Raw genomic sequence first — 24914 nt, 5'->3', positions numbered from 1 at the left:
CGAATCGACAGGCACCGGTGGCCGGGTGATGAGCGGTAAGGCGCTCAGCCCGAATGGGCGATATGCCCCTCGGTCAGTTCATCGGCCGCGTCATCCTCGTCGGGTAGCGCGGTGATCACGCTGAAGTCACTGACTTCTACCTTGCCGCCGCCGTAGCCCAGCAAGTGGAAGGAAAACGCTTTGCGCTCGGTCGGGTTGTTAAAGCTGAACTCCATTTCCAGGGGTTTGTCGGCGGTGACTTTCACTTCAGCAGGCAGGCCCAACGGTACGTCCTGCTCCATTTGCTTGGCCTTGAGCTGGATGTAGGCCACACGCTTGGCGTCCAGCGAGCGCACCTTGACCCGCACTCGGGTATGCGAGCCTTCCGGCATTTCCAGGTACTGGGCGCCGATCAGGTTGTCGGCCCAGTCATCGTGAATGCGCTTGCGCAACTTGATCGGCGAAGGGCCGCCGAACTGGTAACGCAGGTTGAGCGGGGTTTGCAGCAGTGACTGGTCGAGCACCCCGGCCAGGGCGCCGATCTGCTGGCCGAGCAGGCTGTCGCCCGGGCCCAGGTAGCGGGCCTGGTCGGCAATGAAGCCTTCGCTGGCGTAACGCCGGCAGCGTTGCTGGAAGTCACATTCGGTGAAAACGCCTTGCCCGTTATGGTAACGCAGCATGCCGTTGGTGTAGGAAATCATCTCGCGGCCGGTGTCGTAGTCGCGGTACAGCGAGCGACCGCCAAGCGCCATGGGAATGGGCAGCGCAAAGTAGTCGAGCACGGAGGTGGCCAGGTCGATATGGCCATAGGTACCGCGTTTGATACGCGGCAGCTGCGCCTGCTCCGGCGCCAGGGTGAGGTTGAAGCCCCAGGACGAGGCCAGGCGCACGCCGTCGATACCGTGGGACTCGTCGGAGGTCACCACCACCAGGGTGTCCTTGAGCACGCCCTGGCGTTCGAGGTTGTCGAGGAAGGCCCCGAGCGCGTCGTCCAGGTAGGCGACCGCTGCCTGTTTTGGCGTGTCATAACGCTTTAGGTATTCGGCTGGCGCGGAGTACGGCTGGTGGGTGCCCACGGTGAGCAGGGTCAGCATCCACGGCTTGTCCTGCTTCTGCAGTTGGCCGACGTAGTCCAGGGCGCCTTCGAAGAAGGCCCGGTCATCCTTGCCCCAGGGGAAGTCCAGGTAGTTCTTGTTGCGGAACCACTCCAGGCCATGCACCGAGTCGAAGCCGATATGCGGCATGATGCGGTCCTTGGCCATGAAGCGCAGGCCGGCACCTTGCAGGTAGTGGGTGGTAAAGCCGGCCTGGCGAAGTTGCGCTGGCAGGCAGGCCTGGTTGCGTTCGTTCTGGGTCAGCAGCTCTACGCCCTTTGGCGTGCCATTGGCCAGCTTGTCGTAATCACCGCACAGCATCGCATACAGGCCGCGGATGGTCTGGTGGGTATGCAGCACATAGTCCGGGGTGTTCATGCCGCGTTCGGCCCATTGGCTGACCTTGGGCATCAGGTCTTCTTCGAAGCGGCTGTGCAAGGCCTGGCGGTTGGGCCGCAGGTAGGCCCCGGGGATGCCTTCCACGGTGATGACCAGCAGGTTGCGGGCACTGCCCGGGCCAGCCAGCAGCCGCTGCCCGTGCAGGTCGGATTGGGTCAGGCCACTGCTGGCCAGCGGCGTGAACGTTTGTTTGTGGCCCATCCAGCCTTCGACCGTGCGCTCCAGGCTGCCGACCCCGGCCGACATCAGTTGGTGGGTGAGGTTGTATTGCCGCCACTGGTCGGCGTCGGTAGGTGCCAGCTGCTGGCTACCCCAGTGGGCACCAAACAGCAGCACCGGAATGGCCCAGGCTTTGCGTGGCAGCGGCATGCTGCGCCGGGTACGGCTGCGCCAGGCGGTGGCCAGCCAGGCCAGCAGGCCGGCACCCATGGTCAAGGGCAGCCAGGCGTGGGCCAGGCCGCCACCGGTTGAATTCTCCATGAATTGCGGGTCGACCAGGTAGGTGAGGTCGGCACTGGTGGGCAACCGGCCCACCGCACTGACCAGTTCGGCTGAAGCCACCCACAAGGCTGCCCAGGCCAGCAGCCCGGGTAGGGCCAGCCACCATGGCCGACGGTGCAGCAGCAATATCAGCAGGCTGCCGAGGGCGAGGTCGGACAGGTAACCGAGCGGGTTGGACCAACCCAGCATGGCGCGCGTACCCAGTGGGATCACCAGTACCAGGGTTGCCAACGCGGCAAGCCGGGTACGTGGGTGGTCTGACAGGTTCTTCACAAAAACTTCCCTTTTGCCATTAAATCGTCATGCATCTGTGATGGATGATAACAGGCCGGGGAAGGGAAAGCGGTTTGCTACAAGGCTGGTAACCAAAAGCCGGGCCCGCGCAAGCGGGCCCGGCCGAGGGCAAGTATCAGAAGTAGTAGGGGAATTTCAGGCTGAAGGAAAAGTCTGGCGCATCATCGGTCAGACCAATGGACAGGTTGGGTACGATGGTCAGGTTGTCGGTGGCGGCGAAGGTCAAGCCGACGTTGAAGTTGGCCGCGTTGTAATCACTGTTGGAGATCGATTGCCAGTCGCCGCCATCGGGTTTGATCTTGCTCTTGCGGGCGAACTGGTCAGACACCGAGAACGACATGCTCATCTTTTCGTTCAGGGCAAAGGCGATACCGCCGCCAATCTGCCAGGAGTCGCCAAGCTTCACGTCACCCGGCACCTTGCTGTTGACCTGCGGGCTGATATCGCTGAACGAGTCCTGCATGTTGTAGGTGTACGACAGGCTGCCGAACAGCACGGCGGGGTCGAAGGTCTTGACCAGCGAGATGCCCGGTGTGATCGACCACACGCCGTTGCCGGTCGGCAGGCTGTCAGGGACTGACAGGTTGCTGTTGCCGTCAACCTCGCGCAGCTTGATGCCATACGGGTCCTTGCCGGTCGGTGCCTTGACCCGCAGAGTGGCAACAGCGTCTGGCCAGGTCTCGTCCTCGTCGAGGAACTTGTAGGCCACGCCAACGTTGACGTCGCCGATTTCCGGGTCGCGGGTGACGGTTGCATCGGAGGTACTGGCCCCGGCGCCTCCCGCACCGCCGGAGGAGTAGGTTGATTCGCGGTACACCACGGGGACGTTGATGTCGAACTGCCAACGCTGGGCCAGGTTGTAGCGCGCGGTCATGTCCAGGGTCCAGTTGTCGGCCTTGATGCGGTCAAGGTTGATACTGCCGAGGAAGATCGAGTCCAGCGCCAGGAAGCCATTGAGCGTCAGCGCACGGGTATCGTAATGGGTGTAGGTGACACCGGTTTCGAAGCTGAACTTGCCGCCGCCAAAGAATCCGCTGGCTTCGTCATACAGGTTGGAAACGCTTTGCGCCGGCTGGGAATCGGCCGTCAGCGCCTGGCCGTACGAGCTGCCTGTGGTGCCTGGTGCACCTGATGCGACGGTCTGCGCACCTTTGACCCCCTCGGCGGGGGACTTGACCAGGCGTTTGGGCGGCGCTGCTGCGGGGGCCTCCTCGACTTGACGCACGCGCTGTTCAAGTACCATCAGCGCCTGTTGCTGGGCCTCGTAACGGCGTTTGAGTTCGATCAGTTCCTGTTTCAGCGCTTCGACCTGTGGGTCGGCGGCTGCGTAGAGTGCTGTGGGTGCCAAGGTAGTCAAACACACAAAAGCTCTGAGCGTAAAAGATCGGTACATGGAGTTGCCGTCCCTTCCAACTACTTTTGATGAGACTGAGCGTAGATCAGTATCCGAAGGTGCGAAGACCTTTGAGCTGGTCAAGGCTGCCGTTGAGCGAAGCCGCTGTCGGCACGTTCTCACGCATGACGACATTCAGGGATGTCATGTTGCTGACCCGGTTGCCGTTGCCGAGCAATGTCGAGTTCTGCATCAGGCCCCCCTGGGCCAGGCGTTGCACGCTGCTGCCCTGGTTGTTGCTGGCGTTGATGTTGAGCTGCACACCTACACCGCTGGAAGACACACTGAGCGCGCCGGCGCCGTTTTCTCCGACCAGGGTCTGGCCGGCGGCCAGCACCTGGCCTTGCTGTTGCACGGCGGGGGCCTGGTTGGCCTTGGTGACGTTGATATCGACATTGTTGTAGGCCGCGTTGTTGTCACCGGCGGCACGTACCACCTGGGTCACACCCTCGGTAGTGGCAAGGCCATTACCGCCCGTGACCACGCCAGTCCCGGCAGAAGGCGCACTGCTCGACGCCGTACCTGTGCCTTTTTCATCGATCATCGATACATAGAACTGGGGCTTGATGGTCGACTGTTGAACCTGCAGCGTGGACGTCGCCCCAATCACGTCGCCCTTGGCGTTTTGCCAGGTGCTGCTCATGACGATGCCGAAGCTGACGATGCGTCCCGGCATCACATAGCGGCCCCGCAGGTTCGCCAGCTCCTGGTCCTTCAGTTCAATGGGTTTCAACGCCTCGGCGTGGCTTGGCAGGCTGGCAGCCAGGCAGGCCATGGCCAGCCACAATGAAGTCTTCATGAAATGCTCCCTGGAGCATCATGCTCCTTGTCATTAGAACAGTCGTTAGAAGAAGTCGCTTTTGATGAAGCCGAAGTCCAGCAGCTCGTTGTCCTTCACGGGGGTGAAGTTGTCCACCCGGCCCTTGGCGGTCAACGGCAGCGGCGGGTCGAGCAGGATATTGTTCTTGTCGTAACCCTGGCCGATCACGGCGAAGATGATGCCGTTCCAGCCTTTGAGGAAGTCTTCGACTTTGTAGCGTTTATGGCCCAGTACCGGGTCACCGATGTATACCCAGCCCTTGTCGACCTTCTGCATGACCACGAAGTGCTTGTAGCCGCGCACATCCATCAGCACCACGACCGGGATGCGCACGTTGTGCAGGGTTTCGGGCGCTACCCGGTAACCGCGGGCACGCATGCCCAAGCTTTCGACGTAGCGTTTCATGTCGAGCATCGAGAAGCCTTGCGTACGCACCAGGTCCTGATCGGCGTGGGCCAGCATGCCTTCGATGATCTGATGTTCGTCCACATCCAGCCAGTAGGCCTGGCGCAGGATGGTGGCCAGCGCGGCGGCGCCGCAGCTGAAGTCGGTTTTCTGTTGCACCAGGTCGGCAAACTTGCGTTCGCGCACGCTCTGGAGAGGCTTGAACACCACGGCGCCGCCCGGCAGGACGGACAGGGGCATTTGTGCAGCTTCGCTCACGCTGGCCAGGCACAGCAAAAACGCCAAGGCGAAAATTCGCATGATCGGGTGCCTTACGGTGTGTTGAAGAAAGGCCCCCCGAAGGGGGCCTCAAGCGCAGCGTTTAGAACGAGGTGTTGGAGATGGCCAGCGAGTTGCTCTGCTGGTTGCCCACACCGGCTGCCACGTTCACGCCCAGGTTGCCGCTGCCACCGTTTACCGAACCGCTAAGGGTTGCAGTATTGGTAACAGGGTTGGCCCAGCCGGTCGGGGTCAGCACTTGGAAGGACACAGTATTGCTCAAGTCGTAAGCGCTGCTTTCGCTGTAGCTCTTCGAAACGTCGTTCGAGGATTGTTTTGATTTCTCGCCAGACTTCGAGAACTCAGACGCCGAAGCATTTTCGTACGAAGAGTCGTGAGACTTGGTGTACGAAGATTCTTTGGACTTGTCGTACGACGATTCACGCGACTTGTCGTAGCTGGAGTCGAATGCTTTTTCGAACGACGAGTCGTATGCACTTTCGTGCGACTTGTCGACCGACACATCCAGCGATGCACTCAGCGAACCATCGAAGGTGCTGGAGCGGGTCCGTTCGCGACGGCCATCATCGGTGGTCAAGGTACGCGTAGCGTTGGCTGCGGCGTCCAGCGAAGCAGTCAGGTTGGCACTGCTCGACGAGCTGTTGCTGCCGCTGGCCGAGCCGCTGGCACCCCAGCTGTTCGAGCCGCTTGCGCTCGAACTGTTGGACCCGCTGGCATTGCTGGTTTTCGAGCCACTGGAGTTCCAGCCACTGGAGCCGCTGGAGCTGGCGCTTTGCGCGCCGGCCACGCTGAAGCTCGACGACGAGTTGCGGTCGTCGGTCGAGTTGAACGTGCCATCACGCGAGCTCGAACCGCTTGCCGAGGTGGTGATGGTAATCGTATCCACCCGGTAGGTGCGGTCGGCGGCGTTGTTCACGATCAGGCCAGGGCCGTCCTGTTCGGCAGACGCGGTGGCAGTGGCATTACCCAGCGGAGCACCGGTGTTGGCGATCGCCATGGTGTTTTTCTGTTGGTTGAGGTCGCCACCGGCAACGTTGATGCCGATGTTGCCCTCAGCCCCGCTGGCCGAGCCGCTCATCACAGCGGACGACTGGGTCGAATAGTTGTCGACACGGTTGCCTGTGCTGGTTTGAACGACATCGGCAGTGGCATTGGCCATGCCGAACACGAAGCTGTTGTCCAGGCTCGACTCGGAGCCGGCGTTGGCGATGGCAGCTGCGTTATCCTGCTGGTTGCCGTTACCGGCGGCCACGTTGATGCCGACATTGCCGCTGGAACCTTCACCCGACTGGTTCATCTCGGCTTCGTTGATGGTGCCTTGGTTGGTGATGTGATTGTCGGCGCTGTTTTGGGTATCCCAGGCATTGGCCGTTGCATACACAGGGATCTTGGTGGGTGGAGGCGTGTGCTGACCATTGTTATGGTGGCCGTTATGGTGGTCATTACGCCGATCGTTTTGCCCAGCTTGTACAGCAACAGCCATGACCGCAGCAATTGCGAACACCAGAGGCTTGATTGCCATCGAGGGTTTCATGGTGATTCTCCGTACTTTATTAGGTTAAGTGTTGTTCTTAACTGATTGGGTCAATCCGCGACCCGGATGCTCAAGGTGTTGGCCATGCGGTTTCCCACCCCGGCACTCTGGTTCAACTGGATCACCCCACGGCTACCGGTGAATGCCTGGTCACTGGTGGTGACCTGGCGATAGCCGGCTGGAATGTCAGTTGCTCCGGAGTTGTTGATCAGCGCCACGTTCTGTTGCAGGAGGACGCTGTCGTCGATGCTTTGCGGTTGAGCACTGAGGGTGATGCTCAGGGCGTTGGCTTGCTGGGTATTGGCACCCGCGCTCTGGTTGACCCCCAGTGCGCCACTGCCGTTGCTGAAGGCGTTGCCCTGGATGGTCGAGCGGGCATCCATCGCGGTGTCGGCCGGCGTATTGAGCCGTTGCCGTATCTGCGTGCTGGCGTTTGCTTCAGGCCCGACGGCGATGGCGCGCGCATTGACTTGTTGTTGTTTGTCACCAGCGGCCTGGTTGACAGAGAGGTTGCCCTGATAGCGGCTGCCGGAGCTGTCGATGTTGGCGTTATTGATGACGGGAACGAGTGAGTCGGCGAGGGCTGGCGCACTGCACAGGGTGGCCAGAATCAGCAGCATGTGCTTCATCTCACTTGCCCCCGCCAGTCAGGATCTGCAGCGGAGCGAGCCCGCGCTGAACACTTGAGTTCACCATGTTCGAGATGCCGTTGCCCGAACCGGTGCCCCGGCCACCTGCCAGGTTGGGCAGCTGGTTCTGATTGCCGAGGTTGCCGCCCAGGTTGTTGGTCTGCTGGGTGATCATGTTGCTGATGCCCGCGCCACTGCTGATGCTGGCGAAGTCGCCATCGCTCAGCTCGTTGGTCTGTTTGAGCACATAGGCCGAAGGGTTGGCGTTGACTGTGGTAGGGCTCGGGTCGGGGATAAGGGGCGGTATCGTCGCGTTACGCACCTGCACGTCGCGCTTGATGATGATGATCCCGTTGTCCGCCTGGGCCGTCAGGCTCAGTGACCCCAATACACAACCCACCAGTACGAGGTGATAGAGGCGTTTGTCACTTTTCCTCACGACGGCAACTCCTTCTTTGAGCGCTGGCCCTGTTCAGCGATGCGAACAACAGAGCAGAAGGTGTGCCGCTTTTAAGAATCGTTTGCAGATCAACCGGTTAAAGCGAGGGGATGAGAATTTGCGGCGTATTCTGTCTCAGTGCTGATACAGGTAGCCGTGGGTATTGCTGGCTAAGCCAGCACTGGCTTTGACTGGAAGGGTTTTTGCAGGGGTGTTTCACTGGCTTGACACTGACCCCGATGCGGGGGAAACCCCCGCATTTTCGGGGACTTTGCCCCACGTGTGTGTCTCAGTGGCTTAACACTCGGTCGGGCATGCTGGCGCATCGCTATTAAGCAGTGTAGCAACCGCTTGCAAGGCCATCAATTGGCGCTGCGGCCAATTGCCCTCAAGTATCTGGTGTGCCTGGCCGTGGCGCTTCAACCAGGCCAGGCTGTCGTCGAAAAAGCGTTGCCGGTCATTTAGATCGGGCTGGCTGCGCTGGCCATCGGCAACCCAGTCGACACCTTGCGGGCTGAGCAGCAGGTGCAGGTCGTACCGTCTTGCAAGCAATGCCTGTTCCAGCCAGGGCGGGCAGTCATCGAACAAGGCGTGGCTCCAGAGCATGTTGCTGAGCAGGTGGGTGTCGAGGATCAGCAGCGGTGGGGCCTGCTCACGGGCCCGGTCCTCCCAGGCCAACTGGCCCCGGGCGATGGTGGGGATATCGGCGTAGCAGGTATCGCGGCACTCCTGGTCGATGAAGTGGCGCACGTACTCGGCCACCACCACGCCGCCGAAATGCGCCTGAATTACGCCACTGAGCCAGCTCTTGCCGCTGGATTCGGGGCCGCACAGCACCAGTACCTTCATGGTCTGTTTTGCGCTCATGGCTGCACCAACGCCGGGTCACGGCGCCATTCCAGCCAGCCGCGCACGGCAATCAGGGTAAGCACGGCGAAGAAGCCTGCGGTGAAATACAGCTGCTGGTGCAGGTACTGGCCCACATAGACGATGTCCACCACCACCCACAGCGGCCAGCATTGCAGGCGCTTCTGGGCCATCCACAGTTGCGCTACCAGGCTGAAGCCGGTGAGGGTGGCGTCCAGCCAGGGCAGGGCGGCATCGGTCCAGTTGGCCATGGCCGCGCCCAGGGCCGCGCTCAGGAGCAGCCCGGCAGCCAGGCCGCCAAGCAGTGCCGGTCGCTTCAGGCGGGAGACCTGGCGGGCGTCTTCAGCGTGGCCGGGGCGCTTCCATTGCCACCAGCCGTACAGTTGCAGGATGGCGTAGGCCACTTGCAGCAGCATGCCCGAATACAGCTTTACCTCGTAGAACAGCCAGCCGTAGATCAGCACCATGACCAGGCCGATCGGCCAGCACCAGGCGTTCTGCTTGACCGTAAGCCAGACAGCGGTGACGCCGAGGACGGCGGCGATGAGTTCAAGGCCGGACATCGGCGATCCTTGGAGAGTCTATCGAGGGAAGGGCGAGATTGTAGCGGGTCAGACAGGCAAGGTGTAGGTACTTGAAGGTTTGCTGGCGAACCCATGTAGGAGCAGCCTTGTGCTGCGAAGAGGCCAGTAAGGCAAATAGAAATCTGCTGGCCTTACTGGCCTCTTCGCAGCACAAGGCTGCTCCTACAAGGGCTAGACCCGGAACTGCCGCAACAACTGTTCCAGCTCTTCGCTCAACTGCCCCAACGCCACCCCGGCATCACTGGATTGGCGCGCCGCATCGGCGGTCTGCTGGGACAGCCCGGCGGTATCCAGCACATTGCGGTTGATCTCTTCGACCACATGCGCCTGCTGCAAGGTGGCACTGGCGATGGAGGCATTCAAGGCAGTGAGGTTGTTCAGCACCTGGTTGATGGCATCCAGGCTGGCGCCGGCCTCGCGGGCTTGCTCGACGGTCTGGCGCGAGGCTTCGCTGCTGGTGTCGATGGCCTTGACCGCCGCGTCCGTCTGGCTTTGCAGGTGCGCGATCATGGTATGGATCTCGGCCGTCGACTGCGCTGTGCGCTGGGCCAGTAGGCGCACCTCGTCGGCGACCACGGCAAAGCCGCGGCCTTGCTCGCCGGCCCGCGCCGCCTCGATGGCTGCGTTCAGCGCCAGCAGGTTGGTCTGCTCGGCGATGGAGCGGATTACGTCCAGCACGCCACCGATGCGCGTGCTGTGCCCGGCCAGGTCGCGGATCACCTGCACGGCCTGGTCGATGGTCAGCGACAGCCGATCGATCTGTGCCAGGCTGCCATGGATGGCTTGCTGGCCATGCGCTACCTGCTGCTGCGCGGTGCGCATTTCCCCGGCGGCCTGTTCGGCGGTCTGGGCCACGTCCTGCACGGCGTACGTCACCTCGTTCACGGCAGTGGCCACTTGGTCCATCTGTAGCGATTGCTGGGCACTGTGCTGTTGTGCAGCACCCGCATTGTCACCGACGTGCCCGGCGGACCGGGCCAGCGCGTGGGCGGCGCCCTGCAACTGGCCGACCACCCCTTGGAGCTTGCCGTTGAAGCGGTTGAAGTGCTCGCCCAGGTGGGTGATTTCGTCACGGCCATGGGTGTCCAGGCGCCGGGTCAGGTCGCTTTCGCCGCTGGCGATATTGCCCATGGCCTGCACGGCCTCCTGCAAGGGGCGGGCGATGCTGCGTGCAATCAACATGACCACCAGCGCCATCAGCAGGGCAATGCCCAAGCCCACCAGCGAGGCGTCGCGCAGCTGACGGGCGAATTCGGCCTGCACATCATCAATGTACACGCCAGACCCGATGATCCAGCCCCAGGGCTTGAACAGCTGTATATAGGAAGTCTTGGCCACCGGCTCGCTGGCGCCGGGCTTGGGCCAGCGGTAGTTGACCGGCCCGGCATCCTGCAGGCGGGCCAGTGCGACCATCTCGTTGAACACGGCAAAGCCGTCGGGGTCGCGAATGGCCGAGAGGTCCTGGCCGTCGAGCTTGGGGTTGGCCGGATGCATGATCATCCTCGGCCCCAGGTCGTTGATCCAGAAGTAGTCGTCATGGTCGTAGCGCAGCGCCCGCACCACTTGCAGCGCCTGTTGCTGGGCGGCTTCGCGGCTGAGTGTGCCGGCCGCCTCCAGCCCTTGGTAATAGGCCAGTACACCGGCCGCGGTCTGCACCACGTGGCGGGTTTTCTCCGCCTTGGCCTGATACAGGTCACCGTGGATCTGGCGCAGCATCAGCAGGCCCAGCACCACCAGCATGGCCACTGCCACCACCAGGATCAGCCACAGGCGACGGCTGATCGACATCGATCTCAGAGTCTTCATCCACGAGCTCCCGCATTGTTCTTTTTATTGAGGTGCATCCAAGCATGCTTTGCGCCAGGGCCCCACTCGACTAATGGCTAAGTGATATCTTAGTAATAGTCTGCCGCAGGTCTCGTAAAGCGAATGCAAAGGCGCTCTGCTAGGATTTCGGCCGCGCAAGATGAAACCTTTAGCAGCCGTGAACTTTTCCACTGGCGTTGCGCCCAACAGTCGCTGTAAAACAGCCGGGCCGCGTGCGGCAATTTCAAGCAAATCAAGAACAAGGGGCCTGCAGCAAGCAGTGCTCCATCCGGGGGAATGATGGATTTTTGGACTGCCTTCCAGGCAATCATCTTAGGCGTGGTCGAAGGGCTGACGGAGTTTCTGCCGATTTCCAGTACCGGGCACCAGATTATCGTCGCCGACCTGATAGGTTTTGGCGGCGAACGGGCCATGGCTTTCAACATCATCATCCAGCTGGCGGCGATCCTGGCAGTGGTGTGGGAATTTCGCGGCAAGATTCTCGAAGTGGTGTTCGGCCTGACCAGCCAGCCCAAGGCACGGCGTTTCACCGGCAACCTGCTGTTGGCGTTCATGCCGGCGGTGGTATTGGGGGTGCTGTTTGCCGACCTGATTCACGAGTACCTGTTCAACCCGATCACTGTGGCGACGGCGCTGGTGGTGGGTGGCGTCATCATGCTCTGGGCCGAGCGTCGCGACCACAGCGTGCAGGTGGACCATGTGGACGACATGCGCTGGAGCCATGCGCTGAAGATCGGTTTTGTCCAGTGCCTGGCGATGATCCCGGGTACTTCGCGCTCCGGCTCGACCATTATCGGCGGCCTGCTGTTCGGCCTGTCGCGCAAGGCGGCGACCGAGTTCTCGTTCTTCCTGGCGATGCCGACCATGGTCGGTGCGGCGGTGTACTCGGGCTACAAGTATCGGGACGTGTTCCAGCCCGGTGACTTGCCGGTGTTTGCCATTGGCTTCGTGACGTCGTTCATTTTTGCCATGATCGCTGTGCGTGCGCTGCTCAAGTTCATTGCCAACCACAGCTATGCGGCATTTGCCTGGTATCGCATCGTCTTCGGCCTGCTGATTCTGGCGACCTGGCAGTTCGGCTGGGTTGACTGGTCCACAGCCCATGGCTGAGGCGTTGCGCGGGCAACGGGCTGAAGGCGTGCGCAATGTGCGCCTGAAGCTGCTGCTGTTGGGCCTGCTTTGCCTGTTGCCCGGCCTGGGTGCTGCGCGAATGGCCTGGAGCGACCAGGTCTGGTGGCCATTGGCGCTGTACCCGGCAATGAGCCTGATCAGCCTGATGTTGTATTGGCAGGATAAACAGCAGGCGCGTACGCAGGCCTGGCGCACGCCAGAGAAAGTGCTGCATGCCAGTGAATTGCTCGGTGGTTGGCCGGGTGCGCTACTGGCGCAGCAGCTGTTCCGGCACAAGACCCGCAAGGTGTCGTACCAGTTGGTGTTTTGGGGGATTGTGCTGGTGCATCAGGTGTTCTGGGCGGACTGGCTGTTTTTTGAGGGGCGTTATCTGCCCTTCAATTGATTTTTACCTGTACCGGCCTCTTCGCGGGCTTGCCCGCTCCCACAGGTACACCATAAGTCTTCAAGTTTGTGGTGGTCCTGTGGGAGCGGGCAAGCCCGCGAAGAGGCCGGTACAGGCTGACTAGATCAACAACCCCACCTGCAACCGCTTGGGCAACCGCCGCACCACCAGCTGGTGCGAGCGTTGCAACAAATCACACAGCTCATCACGCCCCATGGGATAGGGCAGCGCCATGCTGATCCACCGCGCCCGCGCCAGGTACGGCGCAGGCCGCACCCCTGGGCGGTCGCAGTAGCCGAGAAACAGCTCATCGGCCACTTTGAACGACAGCCCCGCACCCGCCAGGTCGAGCACCGCGAACATCTTGTTGCTCGCCACCGAAAACACCCTGATGCCGCCCCATTTATAGTCTTCCCGTGCACCTGGCAGGCTCAGGCAAAATGCTGCCACCTGGGCTTCGCTCATCTTCCTATCAGACATACCGCTCTCCACAGGCCTCGAATGAAGCCGCCAGATGATCGATCCACACCCGAACCGCAGGCAGTACACCGCGCCGATGCGGGTACACCGCCTGCAGATAGCCGCCTGGCAGTGACCAATCTGGCAGCAGGCGCACCAGTTCGCCGCGTTCCAGTTCCTCTTCGCAGAACATGCTGGGCAGCGCGGTGAACCCCAGCCCCGCCCGTACAGCAGCGTTACGTACCACGAAATCATCGATGGCCAAGCGAGGCTCCAAGGCAATTTCCTGCTGTTTGCCTTGAGGGCCGAACAGGCGGAAGTGCACCAGCCGGTCTGCTTCGGCGGCGCCCAGCACCGGCAATGACGCCAGCTCAGCCGGTTCGCGGATGTGGTCGGCGAAACCGGGCGCTGCAACCAGTTGCATCTGCGCCTGGCGCAGGCGGCGGGTGACCAGGGCCGGGTCTTCATCGCCCAGGTCTCGCACGCGTAGCGCGACGTCGATGCCTTCGGAAATCAGGTCGACACGGCGGTTGAGCAATACCATGTCCAACTGCACCAGCGGGTACTGGGCAAGAAAGCGGCTGATCACGTCCGGCAGAAAGGCATGCGCCAGCGCCACCGGGCAAGACACCCGCAAGCGCCCGCGCGGCTCGCTGCTCATGCTGGCCACGGCTTCATCGGCGGCTTCGGCTTCCAGCAGCATGGCCTGGCAGTGGTGCAGGTAGCGCTCGCCCACCGCCGTGAGTTTCAGCTGCCGTGTGGTGCGTTGCAGCAGGCGGGTGCCCAGGCGCTCTTCCAGTTCGGCAATACGCCGTGACAGGCGCGACTTGGGGATGCCCAGCTGACGCCCGGCGGCGGCGAACCCGCCGGCTTCGACCACGCGGGCAAAGTAGAAAAGGTCGTTGAGATCTTGCATGGGAATGTCTCACTGTTCCATCTGTGGGACAAACTAGCGCATTTTTGCCGTCTTTTCAGCCATTACTCACCCCTGTAGGATTCTCTCCATCGTGATCGCCCAACGCTGCGGTCTTCAACTACTGGAGAGTCCCATGAAACTGTTGCACATCGATTCGAGCATCCTGGGCGACAATTCCGCCTCCCGCCAGCTGAGCCGTGAAGTGGTCGAAGCCTGGAAAGCCGCAGACCCGAGCGTGGAAGTGGTTTACCGCGACCTGGCCGCCGATGCCATCGCCCACTTCTCTGCTGCCACCCTGGTAGCCGCAGGTACCCCTGAAGACGTGCGTGATGCAGCCCAGGCGTTCGAAGCCAAGCTGAGCGCGGAAACCCTGGAAGAGTTCCTGGCTGCTGATGCTGTGGTGATTGGTGCGCCGATGTACAACTTCACCGTGCCGACCCAGCTCAAGGCCTGGATCGACCGCGTTGCTGTTGCCGGCAAGACCTTCCGCTACACCGAAGCGGGCCCGGAAGGCCTGTGCGGCAACAAGAAAGTGGTGCTGGTGTCCACCGCCGGTGGCCTGCACGCTGGCCAGCCGACTGGCGCCGGGCATGAAGATTTCCTGAAAGTGTTCCTGGGCTTTATTGGTGTCACTGACCTGGAAATCGTCCGCGCCCATGGCCTGGCCTATGGCCCGGAGCAGCGCAGCCAGGCGATTGATGCTGCACAGGCGCAGATTGCCAACGAGCTGTTTGCTGCTGCCTGATCCTCGGTAGCCGGCCTGTCATGGCCTCATCGCCGGCAAGCCAGCTCCCACAGGTACTGCGTGCGACTTGAAGTCGATGCGGACCATGTGGGAGCTGGCTTGCCGGCGATGAGGCCGTTTCAGGCGACCGGGATTGCTGGATCAGCCGCCGCCAACGCCGCTCCCCGATCAGCCGCTGGCGGGTAAATCCACTGTGTATTGATCTGCGCCTTCAGCACCTTGGCCTCGGCCTTGTCCTCCGGTGGCGACACCGCACGCTCCCACCCTTCGGTATACACCGCGCCCCAGGCGCCCAGGTCCAGGCACGTCACGTACTTGGGCTGGCTGTAGGTCATGGGTGCCACGCCAATCAGCTCGGCAGCGGCATTGTTGCCTGCATGGCGCCCCAACGGAATCGCATGCTGGCAGGACATCACGGCGTAATTGCCTAGCTCGTCACAGGCGGCATAGGCCACATCACCCGCCGCGTATACCGCATCATTGCCCTTGACCTTCAGGTTGCCATCCACGTGCAGGCGCCCCAGGCGGTCGCGCTCGCCGCTGATCTGTTCGGTGAGCGGGTTGGCCTTGAAGCCCACCGTCCACACCACCGTACTGGCGTCGATGCGCTGGCCGTTGTCCAGCAACACGCCGGCAGGGTCAACCGAAGCGACTGTGGCACCGCACACCCACTCGACCCCCAGCGCCTCGCAAGCCTGTTCGATGGCCGGGCGAATGCCGTCTCCCAACGCAGCACCCATCCTGGCGCCGCGATCAATGACGACCACACGCACCGCTGCGTCCTCACCGAGGATTTCCCGTAGCCGTGCCGGCAGCTCGGTGGCCGTCTCGATGCCGGTAAAGCCGCCGCCGGCCACCACCACGGTATTGCGCGCCGGCGTGTCGGGCAGGCTGGCCAGCGATTTGAGATGGGTTTCCAGGCGCGCAGCGCTGTCGATCTTGTCGACGTCGAAAACCTGCTCGATGCCGGCCATGTCGGGCCGGTTAAGCACGCTGCCGCAGGCCATGATCAGGCGGTCGTAGGGCAGGGCGCACTGGGTGCCGCTGCGGGTGCGGTAGCTGACCCGGCGGGCCGCTTCATCAATGTGGAATGCCGTGCCTTGCACGAAGCGAACGTTGACGGCATCGAGCAGGTCCTGCAGCGGCGCGGCCATGGTGTGTACGTCGGGCTCGTAGAAGCGCGGGCGCACATGCAGTTCGGCCTGGGGCGCGAGCAAGGTGACCTCGACGTCCTTGCTACCGTTGAGGTCAAGCTGGCGGATGGCGCTGAGTGCGCTCCACAGGCCGGCAAAGCCCGCGCCAATGATCAGGATCTGCTTCATGGTTGTGCTCCTTTTCAAGTTCGGTGGACAAGGTAGACCGTATTGCAGGTCAACGGTGTTACGAACGCCTGCAGGAGTGCTTCAGAATGTTGGCGGCGTGATCACCCAGATCACTACGGCATCCACCTCGCCGGGGTTTCCGTAGCGGTGGGGCTCCTGGCTGGAGAAGCTGAAACTGTCGCCTTCACCCAGCTGGAAATGCCGTTCGCCCACCCAGAGCTCGAAGCTGCCGCTAAGGAGGTAGCCGGCTTCTTCGCCTTCATGGCTGTAGCTTTGCTGGCTGTAGGTGCCTGGGGGGAAGCGCGAGTGCAGGATCTCCAGCTGGCGGTTGGGCTGGGGGGTGAGCAGCTGATCGACGATGCCATCTTCATAGTGCACGCTAAGGCGGCTGCCCCGCCGCACCACATAGCCCTGGTCTTCGGGCGCAGTGGTAGCTTCGCTGGCGAAGAACCACTGGATGGTCACCCCCAGGCTGCGGGCGATGTTGAACAGCGCCGGTATCGACGGGTAGGAAAGGTTGCGCTCCAGCTGGCTGATGTAGCCGGCGGTCAGTTCACTGTGCGCAGCCAGCTCCGCCAGGGTCATGCCGCGGCGCTTGCGCAGGCCGCGGATGCGGGTGCCCAGGAACTGCGGCGCGGCGCCCCCGGCTTCGCTGGCGGGGGGCTGGGGGAGTTGGCTCATGCACGTCGGTCCATCGCAAAAGCCGCAGTATGTACAGCCTCAGAGCGACCAGGCAACCGTCAGGCCGTCGTGAATCGCTTCTTCGGCGGTGCGCGGTGCCAAACAGTCGCCGACGCGCCGCACCTCTACCAGGCCGGCCAGTTCGCTGGCCAGGCTGTCATCCGGCTGATGGCCCATGCACAGCACCAGGGTGTCGATGCCCTCGAAGATCATCGGTTCGCCACTGGCGGTGTGCTGCAGGTACACCGTGTTGTCGTCGCTGCCATACAAGCGCGCATAAGGGGTGATGGGGATGCCCAGGCGATGCAGCTCGCCGGCCAGTTGGTCGCGCACATACAGCGGCAGGTTCTCGCCGCAATGGGTGCCATTGACTGCCAGCTGCACCTGATGCCCCTCGCGCATCAGGCGCTCGGCGATGCCAGGGCCGATCCAGTCGCAGCGCCAGTCGATCACCAGCACCGAACGCCCCAGCTTCACTTCATTGCGCAGTACTTGCCAGGCGTCCACCACCTGCAGTTCACCGGCGCGCTCGAACGCCGGCCAGTAGGGGGTAGCGCCGGTGGCGGCAATGACCAGGTCGGGGCGCTCGCGCTCGACCAGGGCGCGGTCGACCCGGGTGTTGCGGACGACTTCCACGCCGGCCAGGGCCATTTCCCGCTGCAGGTTGGTGCTGGCGCCGCCGAACTCGCTGCGCCGCGGCAGCAACTGGGCCAGCAGCACCTGGCCACCGAGTTGCGGGCCGGCCTCGTACAGCGTTACCTGGTGCCCGCGGGCGGCGGCCACGGCGGCGGCCTTCATGCCGGCGGGCCCGCCACCGGCGACAAGGATGCGCTTGGGCGTGGTGGTAGGGGTTAGCTGCCCGTACTGTAATTCGCGGCCGGTTTCTGGCCGCTGGATGCAGGAGATGGCCAAGCCACGATGGAAGTGGCCGATGCAGGCCTGGTTGCAGGCAATGCAGGCGCGTACGTCTTCGACCTGGCCGCGTTCGGTCTTGCTCGGCATCAGCGGGTCGCAGATCAGTGCACGGGTCATGCCGCAGACATCGGCCTGGCCGCGGGCCAGGATCAGTTCGGCTTCCTGGGGCTGGTTGATGCGCCCGGTAACGAACAACGGGATGTCCAGCTGCTGCTTGAAGGTTCCCGCTTCTCGGGCCAGGTAGGCCGCCTCGATGGCCATGGGCGGGACGATGTGCACGGCGCCGCCCAGGGACGCCGAGGTGCCAGCGACGATGTGCAGGTAGTCGAGCTGGCCCTGCAGGGCAACCGCTGCGGCCAGCGACTCATCCTCGCTCAGCCCTTGGCTGTCGCGCTCGTCGGCGCTGATGCGCAGGCCGATGATGAACTGCTCGTCGGTGGCGGCGCGCACGGCGGCCAGCACTTCACGCAGAAACCTCAGGCGCTGTTCCAGGTCGCCGTTGTAGCCGTCGCTGCGCAGGTTCACCCGCGGGTTGAGGAACTGCGCGGGCAGGTAGCCATGGCTGGCCACCACCTCGACGCCATCCAACCCAGCCTGATGCAGGCGCCGGGCCGCACTGGCGTAGCCCTGGACAATTTCGTCGATCATCGGCTGGTCCAGCGCACGGGGCATCACCCGGAAGCGTTCGTTGGGCACCGAGGACGCGGAGTAGGCAACCGCCAGTAGGCCGTCCGCCGACTCCATGATCTCCCGCCCGGGGTGAAACAGTTGCGACAGCACCACGGTGCCGTGTGCATGGCAGGCCTCGGCAAGCTGCCGGTAGCCGTCGATGCAGGCATCGTCGGTGGCCATCAGCACATGCGAGGTGTAGCGGGCGCTGTCATGCACCCCGGCTACCTGCAGCACGATCAGGCCGACGCCACCGGCTGCGCGGTCACGCTGGTAGGCGATCAGCTTGTCGTTGACCAGGTTGTCGGTGGGCAGGCAGGTGTCGTGGCCGGTGGACATGATGCGGTTCTTCAAGCGTTTGCCGCGGATCTGCAAGGCTTCGAACAGGTGAGGGAGGGCGGTCTGCATACAGGCGGCTCCGTGCGGTGTTGTTCTTGTTTTGTTTATGAAAATGTAGCGCCAGTAAAAAATCAACTTGTTTTTTTACTGACGCGCGGCTAGGTTTTGATCACCCTCACCGCGAGGGTGTGACCTCACAACAACAAGAAAACGGGCCCTTGGGGCACCGGCAGGAGGAAACTACGATGCAGGTATTCCCACGTGTTACTGGCCTCTGCGCAACGTTGCTGGCTGTTGGCCTGGGCAGCGCGCAGGCCGCACCAGAAATGGTTGTGGTCGCCTACGGCGGTGCTGGCCAGAAGGCCCAGGACGAGGCGATCTTCAAACCGTTCAGTGCGCAGGACGGCAGCAAGTTGATCCAGAGCGAATACAACGGCGAGATGGCGCGCATCCAGGTGATGGCCGACACCGGCAACGTCGACTGGGACGTGGTGCAGATCGAGGGGCCGGACTTGATGCGCGGATGTGAAGAAGGCGTGTACGAGCACCTGGACTGGCAGCGCCTGGGTCACGCGGCCGAGCTGATCCCTGATGCGGCGCAAGACTGCGGTTCTGCCGCATTGGTGTGGAGCGTGGCCATCGCTTATGACCGCAACAAGCTGGCCCAGGCACCGACCTCGTGGGCCGACTTCTGGGATGTGAACAAGTACCCGGGCAAACGCGGCCTGCGCAAGCGTGCGGTGTACAACCTGGAGTTCGCCCTGCTGGCCGATGGGGTCAAGGTCGAGGATGTCTACCAGGTACTGTCGACGCCGGCCGGTGTCGAACGTGCCTTCGCCAAATTGAGTGAGCTCAAGCCCTACATCCAGTGGTGGGACGCGGGCGCACAACCTGCGCAATGGCTGACCGCCGGTGATGTGGTGATGACCTCAACCTACAGTGGGCGTATTGCTGTGGCGGCGCAGCAGGGCAGCCCGCTGGCAGTGGTCTGGCCTGGCAGCCTGTATGGCATGGATTACTGGGCGATCATCAAAGGCTCGCAGCATGTCGATCAGGCCAACCGGTTGATCGCCTACGCCAACCAGGCCGATACCCAGGTGCGTTATGTGCGGCAGATTCCGTATGGACCCACCAATACCCAAGCCGCTGCCAGGCTCGACCCTGCTTTGGCCGATTGGGTGCCCACTTCGCCGCAGAACCTGCAGGGGGCGTTGGCAATGAATGTGGAATTCTGGGTCGATCATGGCGAAGAGCTGGAGCAACGCTTTAATGCCTGGGCGACCAAGTAGTATCGCGCCACTTCATTTACAGGGGAACATCCATGACCGCAATGGAACAGCGTTTGCGCCAGGAGCTGGCAGCCTGTTATCGGTTGATCGCGCACTTTCGCATGAGCGACTTGGTCTTCACCCATATATCCCTGCGCTTGCCAGGGCCAGAGCATCACTTCCTCATCAACCCGTACGGCCTGCTGTTCGATGAGATCACGGCCTCCAGCCTGGTGAAGATCGACCTGCAAGGCCGATCTGTGGAGCCGACGCTGCACCCGGTGAACCCCGCCGGGTTCGTCATTCATAGCGCCATTCATGCCGCCCGCGAGGACGCCCACTGCGTACTGCACACCCACACCCGCGCAGGTTGCGCGGTGGCTGCGCTGGAGTGCGGGCTGCTGCCGGTCAACCAGATGTCCATGGAGTTTTACGGCCAAGTGGCTTACCACGCCTACGAAGGTATCGCGCTGGATATGGACGAGCAGCAGCGGTTGGTGGCCGACCTGGGCGACAAGCCGGTGATGATCCTGCGCAACCATGGCCTGCTGACCACAGGGCGTAGCGTGGCCGAAGCATTCCTGCGCATGTACTACCTGGAGAAGGCCTGCGAGATCCAGTTGGCAGCGCAGAGTGCCGGGCAGCTGATACTGCCGCCGGCTGAAGTGTGCGCGCATACCGAGCGGCAGTTCAACGCGCCGGGGCGGGGGTTGAAGCAGGGTGAACTGACCGACCCGGATGCGCTGCAGCTGGCGTGGGCAGCGTTGTTGCGGATGCTGGAGCGGGTTGCACCTGGTTATCAGGATTGAGCCGGTGACCTGCTGACTTGGCAGGGTTGGTACCAGGCTGTGGAACCAACAATCACCCAACGTGCTGAAACCTGCACGGTCACTGTGGGAGCGGGCGTGCCCGCGAACACCGGCGCAGCCGGTGCCATCCTCCGCGTCGTCTGCTTCGCGGGCACGCCCGCTCCCACAGGAATGGAACCCCTGCTTATTGATTGAGTCGCCTCAAGGGCACAGCACGGTCACTGTTGCGCAACCCTTGGCCATAACTGTGCTGGTTCGCTTTTGAGGAATAGCCTTATGCTGTAACGAAATATGTCAGTAAAGCCTGTAGAAGGAAGTCGCAATGCCGCTCAAGGACCTGCTCATCGCCCTGGTGGTGATCGTCGCCTGGGGAGTCAACTTCGTGGTCATCAAGGTAGGCCTCGACGGCTTGCCGCCGATGTTGCTGGGGGCGCTGCGCTTCTTGTTGGTGGCGTTTCCGGCAATCTTGCTGGTCAAGCGGCCGAAACTGCCCTGGCGCTGGTTGATTGCCTATGGCGCGACGATTTCGCTGGGCCAGTTCGCCTTTCTGTTCCAGGCCATGTACAGCGGCATGCCGCCTGGGCTGGCCTCGCTGATCCTGCAGTCGCAGGCGTTCTTTACCCTGGGTTTCGCCGCGCTGTTTCTCGGTGAACGGCTGCGCCTGGCCAGTGTGCTGGGGCTGCTGGTAGCGGCCAGCGGCCTGGCGTTGATTGGTAGCGAAGATGGCGGCCATGTGCCCCTGCTGGCGCTGGTACTGACCTTGTGCGGGGGTGCCATGTGGGGCATGGGCAACATCATCACCCGGCGTTTTGGCTCGGTTGACCTGGTGGCGTTGGTGATCTGGGGCGGGCTGATACCGCCACTGCCGTTCCTGGCGTTGTCCTGGTGGCTGGAAGGGCCGGAGCGCATTGGCCATGCCCTGGCCAACATCAGCTGGAGCTCGGTGCTGGCCCTGATGTACCTGGCCTTTGTCGCCACCATGCTCGGCTACAGCCTGTGGAGCAAGCTGCTGTCGCGCCACCCGGCCGGCAAGGTGGCACCGTTCTCGCTGCTGGTACCCGTGATTGGTCTGAGTTCGTCGGCGCTGCTACTGGGTGAACGCCTGACCGCAATCCAGGGCTGGGGCGCCTTGCTGGTAATGGCGGGGTTGCTGGTGAACGTGTTCGGCGCGCGTATCGGGCGAAGGTTGCGGGCGGTCAGCGCGTAAACCGCGCAAATAGGCTGCTCGGCGCTCTGTTAGAATCGGCCTCTTTATCCAGGCCAACGGAGCGCTTTCATGATCATTTCCACCACCAGCCAGCTCGAAGGTCGCCCGATTGCCGAATACCTGGGCGTGGTCAGTTCCGAGTCGGTGCAGGGCATCAACTTCGTACGCGATTTCTTTGCGCGTTTTCGCGACTTTTTCGGCGGCCGCTCGCAAACCCTGGAAAGCGCCCTGCGTGAAGCGCGCGAGCAGGCCACCGAAGAACTCAAGGCTCGGGCACGCCAGTTGCGCGCCGACGCGGTAGTGGGTGTTGATTTCGAGATCAGCATGCCGTCGGTGCAGGGCGGCATGGTCGTGGTATTTGCCACCGGCACGGCGGTGCGCCTGAAGTAGAGCGGTCTGCCACTGGTCGGCTGCAGGGCTCTCGTCCGGGCGGTCCGCAAATGACCAGCTAGTCTCTTTTTCACAGGCCGCGTTTTCTGGGCGACTCTTCTGGTTGCCGGCGCGACTGCCACTGGAGGGAGACAGGGCATGAGCGAATCCTTTTTCGAAGACCTGAACGATGCGTTCCCAATCAACAGCCAAGTGCGTTGCGGCCAGGCGGCCTTCCGCCTGGGGTTCGCCCACATGACACTGGATGATTCCGAACAGCTCCAGCCTGCACACCTGCAGCGCAGTAAAAAAGGCCGCTTCATGCCGCGGGTTCCGCTGAAGAAGTGATCCCGCCCCAGTACATAACCCCGCCCAATGGCGGGGTTTTTATTGCGCTTTGTTGATCCGCCTCATGGCATTGCCGGGTAGCGCTCGCCGGCTGGCTGAGGTTGTGGTTTTCTGTCGTGGCATTCCAGCAACGGAGGATTGAATGCTCATGCGAGTCAGGGAACAGACTTATTGGCAGTGGGCCGACGCCCAGTTGCACAGCCGCAGCCACGACGAAGCCCTCAGTGACGGCACCACGCTGGATGTGCAGGTGCGCTTGTCGCGTTTGGGGGCGACCCAGCTGTTTTTGGGGTTGTATGCCGGGGATGGGCGGGCATTGCTGGAGGAGTACTACCCTGCGCGGCCAGGGGAGACCATGACCCGCGCCCTGGTGTGGGGTGTCGACCGTGCCCGCGCGATGGCTACCGGTGCCTTGCCATTGCCGCAAACCCGCCGCCAGCGGCGCCAGGCATGAAAAAGCCCGGCCTATGCGGGCCGGGCTTGGTTAAGGGTGAGAACCCTCAGTTGAGCGGTTCGATCACCATGACTGCCTGCCGCTCACGGGCGGCGGGCCATTCTTGTTGCAGGGTCTGCAGGACGCGGCCAACGAACTCGGTGTCGGCGGCGGCCTTCTTGCCGACGTAGCCTTGGCCACGGCGGTAGACCTTGAAGCGGGCACGCATGCTGGGCAGGTGCTCTTCAAATTCATCTTCGATCGTGTTCGGTGGCAGGCGGTCGAGCCGCACCTCACCGGTTTGGCTGACCCACAGCAAGTGGTCGTCAAGGCTGTCCTTGCGTACGGCGAACAGCTGCGCCAGTTGATCGATAGTCGGATTGTTGTTCAAGTTCATCATAAAGCCCCCATTACCCATTCGTAGGTGATTTTCACAGTTGGCGCTAACACGGTGTAGCGCACTACCAACGCTGCTACAGCAGCATCGCAACAGGGGCTTTCTCACGCTGCCTTTTGGACAGTTCCCTCTCCACGGACGGCCTGCGTTACCGCGCAAGCCGTCTGGAACACCCTTGCCACCGCTCCCGATCAGGGAGACGGCTTCATCATGCACAAGGGCGATGAGCGGCGTCAATGATTTTGTAGTGAATATTTTTACGCACTACATTTCTGTCGTTTTGTTCGACAATCGCTGCTCGGACTACAGCCCGGACAGGATCTCGAAGGCTGCACGAACCCGCTCTTCGTTCGGGTAATTTCGATTCGCCAGCAACACCACTGCCAGCTTTTCACTGGGCACAAATGCGGCGTATGCACCAAAACCGTTGGTTGCACCGGTCTTGTTGTACCAGGCTGCCGGCAGCGGCGGCAGGGCCGGTTGCAAGCGCGTGGTTGCGTGCGGTTCACGGATCAGCCGCGCGCTGTTGCCATCTACCAGGGTGCCCAGCGTGACTGGGTAGGGATAACGTTCCCAGCCCAGGCCCTGGGTCATGCTGCCGACCTGGAAGTAGCCCTGCTGGGTAATGGCGGTTGCTTTTGCAAGTGCCGGTGGCAGGCCCTGCGGCTGCATGTGCAGCCGCACGTACTGCAGCAGGTCGCTGGCGCTGGTCTTGATGCCGTAGGCCTCGTCGGCGTACGGGCCGGGGCCGACGCGCACCGGTCTGTCGGCGGCGTCGTAACCTTGGGCATAAAGCCCCTGAGCACTGGCCGGGACGTGCAGGTAGGTATTTTTCAGGCCCATTTTCGCCAGCAGGCCTTCGGTCATCAGCGTAGCAAACGGTTGATGCTGCGCGCGGGCGGCCAGGTCACCGAACAGGCCCAGGCTGGGGTTCGAATAGCAGCGCTGAGTGCCGGGTTTGGCACGGGGTTGCCAGTGGCGGAAGAAATCGACGACTTGCTGCGGTGTCTGCACCGTATCGGGGAACTGCAAGGGTAGGCAGTCGGCACTGTAGGCGCCCAGTTCCAACACCGTCGCGTCGCCTAGGGGCGCCCCGGCAAGTGCCGGGTGATAGCGCTTGGCCGGGGCTTCAAGGTCCAGCTTGCCCTCGGCGCTGGCCAGCGCGACCAGGGTGGCGGTGTAGGTCTTGCTCAGCGAACCGATCTCGAACAGCGTGTCTCGGCTGACGGGCACATTCTCGGCCTTGCTGGCCACGCCATAGCTGAAATAGTGCGCGTGGTCGCGTGCGTAGATCGCCACGGCCATCCCGCTGATACCTTGCTCCTGCATCAACGGGCGGATGATCTGGTCGACCTTGGCCTGCAATTGGTCGTCGGCCTGGGCAGCGGTGTGGCCCAGAATGAGTGTGATGACGGCCGCAAGCGCGACCGGGCGGGAGAGGGGCATGAGTGGGTCCTTTTCCGGAGCGTGTCCGTTG

The 24914-nt window shown here is 62.6% G+C and carries 25 protein-coding genes and 2 pseudogenes; 9 read left to right on the top strand and 18 right to left on the bottom strand.

Features of this window, described 5'->3' with window-relative positions; all coding sequences use genetic code 11:
- Positions 1–44: 44 nt before the first annotated feature.
- From AK81_RS02130 to mcpP (AK81_RS30705), 11 genes and pseudogenes are all read right to left on the bottom strand, one after another.
- Positions 45–2246 (bottom strand): LTA synthase family protein, encoded by a 2202-nt coding sequence (locus tag AK81_RS02130; RefSeq protein WP_043196427.1) that lies wholly within the window; start codon positions 2244–2246, stop codon positions 45–47.
- Between the two features lie 136 nt (positions 2247–2382).
- On the bottom strand, positions 2383–3660 hold the full coding sequence (locus AK81_RS02125) for a hypothetical protein (protein ID WP_043196425.1): 1278 nt from the start codon (positions 3658–3660) through the stop codon (positions 2383–2385).
- A gap of 46 nt (positions 3661–3706) precedes the next feature.
- Positions 3707–4459: a hypothetical protein gene (locus AK81_RS02120; protein ID WP_043196424.1), complete on the bottom strand. Its 753-nt coding sequence runs from the start codon at positions 4457–4459 to the stop codon at positions 3707–3709.
- A 45-nt stretch (positions 4460–4504) separates the two neighbouring features.
- Positions 4505–5185 carry a C39 family peptidase gene (locus tag AK81_RS02115; RefSeq protein ID WP_043196423.1) on the bottom strand — a complete coding sequence of 227 codons (681 nt, stop codon included), beginning with the start codon at positions 5183–5185 and terminating at the stop codon, positions 4505–4507.
- 61 nt (positions 5186–5246) lie between these two features.
- Positions 5247–6698 carry a hypothetical protein gene (locus tag AK81_RS02110; protein WP_043196422.1) on the bottom strand — a complete coding sequence of 484 codons (1452 nt, stop codon included), beginning with the start codon at positions 6696–6698 and terminating at the stop codon, positions 5247–5249.
- A gap of 50 nt (positions 6699–6748) precedes the next feature.
- Positions 6749–7327: a hypothetical protein gene (locus AK81_RS02105; RefSeq protein ID WP_043196420.1), complete on the bottom strand. Its 579-nt coding sequence runs from the start codon at positions 7325–7327 to the stop codon at positions 6749–6751.
- Between the two features lies 1 nt (position 7328).
- The gene (locus tag AK81_RS02100) at positions 7329–7766 is read right to left on the bottom strand and encodes a hypothetical protein (RefSeq protein ID WP_043196418.1); all 438 of its coding nucleotides are present in this window, start codon (positions 7764–7766) and stop codon (positions 7329–7331) included.
- A 297-nt stretch (positions 7767–8063) separates the two neighbouring features.
- Positions 8064–8633 carry an AAA family ATPase gene (locus tag AK81_RS02095; protein WP_043196417.1) on the bottom strand — a complete coding sequence of 190 codons (570 nt, stop codon included), beginning with the start codon at positions 8631–8633 and terminating at the stop codon, positions 8064–8066.
- Positions 8630–9196 (bottom strand): nicotinamide riboside transporter PnuC, encoded by a 567-nt coding sequence (gene pnuC / locus AK81_RS02090; RefSeq protein WP_043196416.1) that lies wholly within the window; start codon positions 9194–9196, stop codon positions 8630–8632. The genes AK81_RS02095 and pnuC overlap by 4 nt, the downstream gene beginning before the upstream one ends.
- 192 nt (positions 9197–9388) lie before the next feature.
- Positions 9389–9904: pseudogene (gene mcpP / locus AK81_RS30710) on the bottom strand (methyl-accepting chemotaxis protein McpP); the annotation flags it as partial.
- Positions 9905–10261: 357 nt separating this feature from the next.
- Positions 10262–10933, bottom strand: a pseudogene (gene mcpP, locus AK81_RS30705) (methyl-accepting chemotaxis protein McpP); the annotation flags it as partial.
- 390 nt (positions 10934–11323) lie between these two features.
- Between mcpP (AK81_RS30705) and AK81_RS02080 the strand changes: the two are divergent.
- Together AK81_RS02080 and AK81_RS02075 are read left to right on the top strand one after the other, a co-directional pair.
- Positions 11324–12154 (top strand): undecaprenyl-diphosphate phosphatase, encoded by an 831-nt coding sequence (locus AK81_RS02080; RefSeq protein ID WP_043196554.1) that lies wholly within the window; start codon positions 11324–11326, stop codon positions 12152–12154.
- Entirely contained in the window at positions 12147–12560 is a 414-nt protein-coding gene (locus tag AK81_RS02075) for a DUF1294 domain-containing protein (protein WP_043196412.1), read from the top strand. The genes AK81_RS02080 and AK81_RS02075 overlap by 8 nt, the downstream gene beginning before the upstream one ends.
- Positions 12561–12680: 120 nt before the next feature.
- Here the strand turns inward: AK81_RS02075 and AK81_RS02070 are convergent, their stop codons facing one another.
- Positions 12681–13040 carry an MmcQ/YjbR family DNA-binding protein gene (locus AK81_RS02070; RefSeq protein WP_043196410.1) on the bottom strand — a complete coding sequence of 120 codons (360 nt, stop codon included), beginning with the start codon at positions 13038–13040 and terminating at the stop codon, positions 12681–12683.
- Positions 13033–13935 (bottom strand): LysR substrate-binding domain-containing protein, encoded by a 903-nt coding sequence (locus AK81_RS02065; protein ID WP_043196408.1) that lies wholly within the window; start codon positions 13933–13935, stop codon positions 13033–13035. The genes AK81_RS02070 and AK81_RS02065 overlap by 8 nt, the downstream gene beginning before the upstream one ends.
- Before the next feature lie 133 nt (positions 13936–14068).
- Here AK81_RS02065 and AK81_RS02060 point away from each other — a divergent pair, with 133 nt between their 5' ends.
- Positions 14069–14680, top strand: coding sequence for an FMN-dependent NADH-azoreductase (locus AK81_RS02060; protein ID WP_043196405.1), 612 nt, complete (start codon positions 14069–14071; stop codon positions 14678–14680).
- A 119-nt stretch (positions 14681–14799) separates the two neighbouring features.
- Here AK81_RS02060 and AK81_RS02055 read toward each other — a convergent pair whose 3' ends face one another.
- The 3 genes from AK81_RS02055 to AK81_RS02045 all read right to left on the bottom strand — a co-directional run bounded on the left by AK81_RS02055 (position 14800) and on the right by AK81_RS02045 (position 18675).
- Complete coding sequence (locus AK81_RS02055; RefSeq protein ID WP_043196403.1) at positions 14800–16002, bottom strand: NAD(P)/FAD-dependent oxidoreductase; 1203 nt, start codon at positions 16000–16002, stop codon at positions 14800–14802.
- 81 nt (positions 16003–16083) lie between these two features.
- Positions 16084–16683: a helix-turn-helix domain-containing protein gene (locus AK81_RS02050; RefSeq protein ID WP_043196401.1), complete on the bottom strand. Its 600-nt coding sequence runs from the start codon at positions 16681–16683 to the stop codon at positions 16084–16086.
- A gap of 39 nt (positions 16684–16722) precedes the next feature.
- Positions 16723–18675 (bottom strand): FAD-dependent oxidoreductase, encoded by a 1953-nt coding sequence (locus AK81_RS02045; RefSeq protein WP_043196400.1) that lies wholly within the window; start codon positions 18673–18675, stop codon positions 16723–16725.
- A 176-nt stretch (positions 18676–18851) separates the two neighbouring features.
- Between AK81_RS02045 and AK81_RS02040 the strand changes: the two genes are divergently transcribed.
- The 6 genes from AK81_RS02040 (at position 18852) to AK81_RS02015 (ending at position 23061) form a co-directional block, all read left to right on the top strand.
- The gene (locus tag AK81_RS02040; protein WP_043196398.1) at positions 18852–19895 is read left to right on the top strand and encodes an ABC transporter substrate-binding protein; all 1044 of its coding nucleotides are present in this window, start codon (positions 18852–18854) and stop codon (positions 19893–19895) included.
- Positions 19896–19927: 32 nt separating this feature from the next.
- Positions 19928–20683 (top strand): class II aldolase/adducin family protein, encoded by a 756-nt coding sequence (locus AK81_RS02035; RefSeq protein WP_043196397.1) that lies wholly within the window; start codon positions 19928–19930, stop codon positions 20681–20683.
- Positions 20684–21005: 322 nt separating this feature from the next.
- Positions 21006–21890 carry an EamA family transporter gene (locus AK81_RS02030; RefSeq protein ID WP_043196396.1) on the top strand — a complete coding sequence of 295 codons (885 nt, stop codon included), beginning with the start codon at positions 21006–21008 and terminating at the stop codon, positions 21888–21890.
- Between the two features lie 69 nt (positions 21891–21959).
- Complete coding sequence (locus AK81_RS02025; RefSeq protein WP_038409594.1) at positions 21960–22280, top strand: YbjQ family protein; 321 nt, start codon at positions 21960–21962, stop codon at positions 22278–22280.
- A gap of 138 nt (positions 22281–22418) precedes the next feature.
- Positions 22419–22607 (top strand): hypothetical protein, encoded by a 189-nt coding sequence (locus AK81_RS02020; protein ID WP_003253897.1) that lies wholly within the window; start codon positions 22419–22421, stop codon positions 22605–22607.
- A gap of 142 nt (positions 22608–22749) precedes the next feature.
- The gene (locus AK81_RS02015; protein WP_043196394.1) at positions 22750–23061 is read left to right on the top strand and encodes a hypothetical protein; all 312 of its coding nucleotides are present in this window, start codon (positions 22750–22752) and stop codon (positions 23059–23061) included.
- A 46-nt stretch (positions 23062–23107) separates the two neighbouring features.
- Here AK81_RS02015 and AK81_RS02010 read toward each other — a convergent pair whose 3' ends face one another.
- Positions 23108–23440 carry a hypothetical protein gene (locus AK81_RS02010; protein ID WP_043196393.1) on the bottom strand — a complete coding sequence of 111 codons (333 nt, stop codon included), beginning with the start codon at positions 23438–23440 and terminating at the stop codon, positions 23108–23110.
- Between the two features lie 300 nt (positions 23441–23740).
- On the bottom strand, positions 23741–24883 hold the full coding sequence (ampC, locus tag AK81_RS02005) for a class C beta-lactamase (RefSeq protein WP_043196392.1): 1143 nt from the start codon (positions 24881–24883) through the stop codon (positions 23741–23743).
- Between the last annotated feature and the right edge of the window lie 31 nt (positions 24884–24914).

The organism is Pseudomonas putida W15Oct28 (genome assembly GCF_000708715.2).
Classification (GTDB): Bacteria; Pseudomonadota; Gammaproteobacteria; order Pseudomonadales; family Pseudomonadaceae; genus Aquipseudomonas; species Aquipseudomonas putida_R.
The sequence above is the reverse complement of the archived record's forward strand: the minus strand, read 5'-3'. Positions and strand labels throughout refer to the sequence as shown.

Bases quoted from the DNA above. Each gene is read 5' to 3' on its own strand.
- AK81_RS02060 (WP_043196405.1), top strand. From the start codon at position 14,069: ATGAAACTGTTGCACATCGATTCGAGCATCCTGGGCGACAATTCCGCC.
- AK81_RS02010 (WP_043196393.1), bottom strand. From the start codon at position 23,440: ATGATGAACTTGAACAACAATCCGACTATCGATCAACTGGCGCAGCTG.
- AK81_RS02080 (WP_043196554.1), top strand. From the start codon at position 11,324: ATGGATTTTTGGACTGCCTTCCAGGCAATCATCTTAGGCGTGGTCGAA.
- AK81_RS02025 (WP_038409594.1), top strand. From the start codon at position 21,960: ATGATCATTTCCACCACCAGCCAGCTCGAAGGTCGCCCGATTGCCGAA.
- AK81_RS02040 (WP_043196398.1), top strand. From the start codon at position 18,852: ATGCAGGTATTCCCACGTGTTACTGGCCTCTGCGCAACGTTGCTGGCT.
- AK81_RS02125 (WP_043196425.1), bottom strand. From the start codon at position 3,660: ATGTACCGATCTTTTACGCTCAGAGCTTTTGTGTGTTTGACTACCTTG.
- AK81_RS02095 (WP_043196417.1), bottom strand. From the start codon at position 8,633: ATGAGCGCAAAACAGACCATGAAGGTACTGGTGCTGTGCGGCCCCGAA.
- AK81_RS02115 (WP_043196423.1), bottom strand. From the start codon at position 5,185: ATGCGAATTTTCGCCTTGGCGTTTTTGCTGTGCCTGGCCAGCGTGAGC.
- AK81_RS02070 (WP_043196410.1), bottom strand. From the start codon at position 13,040: ATGTCTGATAGGAAGATGAGCGAAGCCCAGGTGGCAGCATTTTGCCTG.
- AK81_RS02015 (WP_043196394.1), top strand. From the start codon at position 22,750: ATGCTCATGCGAGTCAGGGAACAGACTTATTGGCAGTGGGCCGACGCC.
- AK81_RS02020 (WP_003253897.1), top strand. From the start codon at position 22,419: ATGAGCGAATCCTTTTTCGAAGACCTGAACGATGCGTTCCCAATCAAC.
- AK81_RS02110 (WP_043196422.1), bottom strand. From the start codon at position 6,698: ATGAAACCCTCGATGGCAATCAAGCCTCTGGTGTTCGCAATTGCTGCG.
- AK81_RS02045 (WP_043196400.1), bottom strand. From the start codon at position 18,675: ATGCAGACCGCCCTCCCTCACCTGTTCGAAGCCTTGCAGATCCGCGGC.
- AK81_RS02105 (WP_043196420.1), bottom strand. From the start codon at position 7,327: ATGAAGCACATGCTGCTGATTCTGGCCACCCTGTGCAGTGCGCCAGCC.
- AK81_RS02055 (WP_043196403.1), bottom strand. From the start codon at position 16,002: ATGAAGCAGATCCTGATCATTGGCGCGGGCTTTGCCGGCCTGTGGAGC.
- AK81_RS02050 (WP_043196401.1), bottom strand. From the start codon at position 16,683: ATGAGCCAACTCCCCCAGCCCCCCGCCAGCGAAGCCGGGGGCGCCGCG.
- AK81_RS02065 (WP_043196408.1), bottom strand. From the start codon at position 13,935: ATGCAAGATCTCAACGACCTTTTCTACTTTGCCCGCGTGGTCGAAGCC.
- ampC (WP_043196392.1), bottom strand. From the start codon at position 24,883: ATGCCCCTCTCCCGCCCGGTCGCGCTTGCGGCCGTCATCACACTCATT.
- AK81_RS02075 (WP_043196412.1), top strand. From the start codon at position 12,147: ATGGCTGAGGCGTTGCGCGGGCAACGGGCTGAAGGCGTGCGCAATGTG.
- pnuC (WP_043196416.1), bottom strand. From the start codon at position 9,196: ATGTCCGGCCTTGAACTCATCGCCGCCGTCCTCGGCGTCACCGCTGTC.
- AK81_RS02030 (WP_043196396.1), top strand. From the start codon at position 21,006: ATGCCGCTCAAGGACCTGCTCATCGCCCTGGTGGTGATCGTCGCCTGG.
- AK81_RS02120 (WP_043196424.1), bottom strand. From the start codon at position 4,459: ATGAAGACTTCATTGTGGCTGGCCATGGCCTGCCTGGCTGCCAGCCTG.
- AK81_RS02035 (WP_043196397.1), top strand. From the start codon at position 19,928: ATGACCGCAATGGAACAGCGTTTGCGCCAGGAGCTGGCAGCCTGTTAT.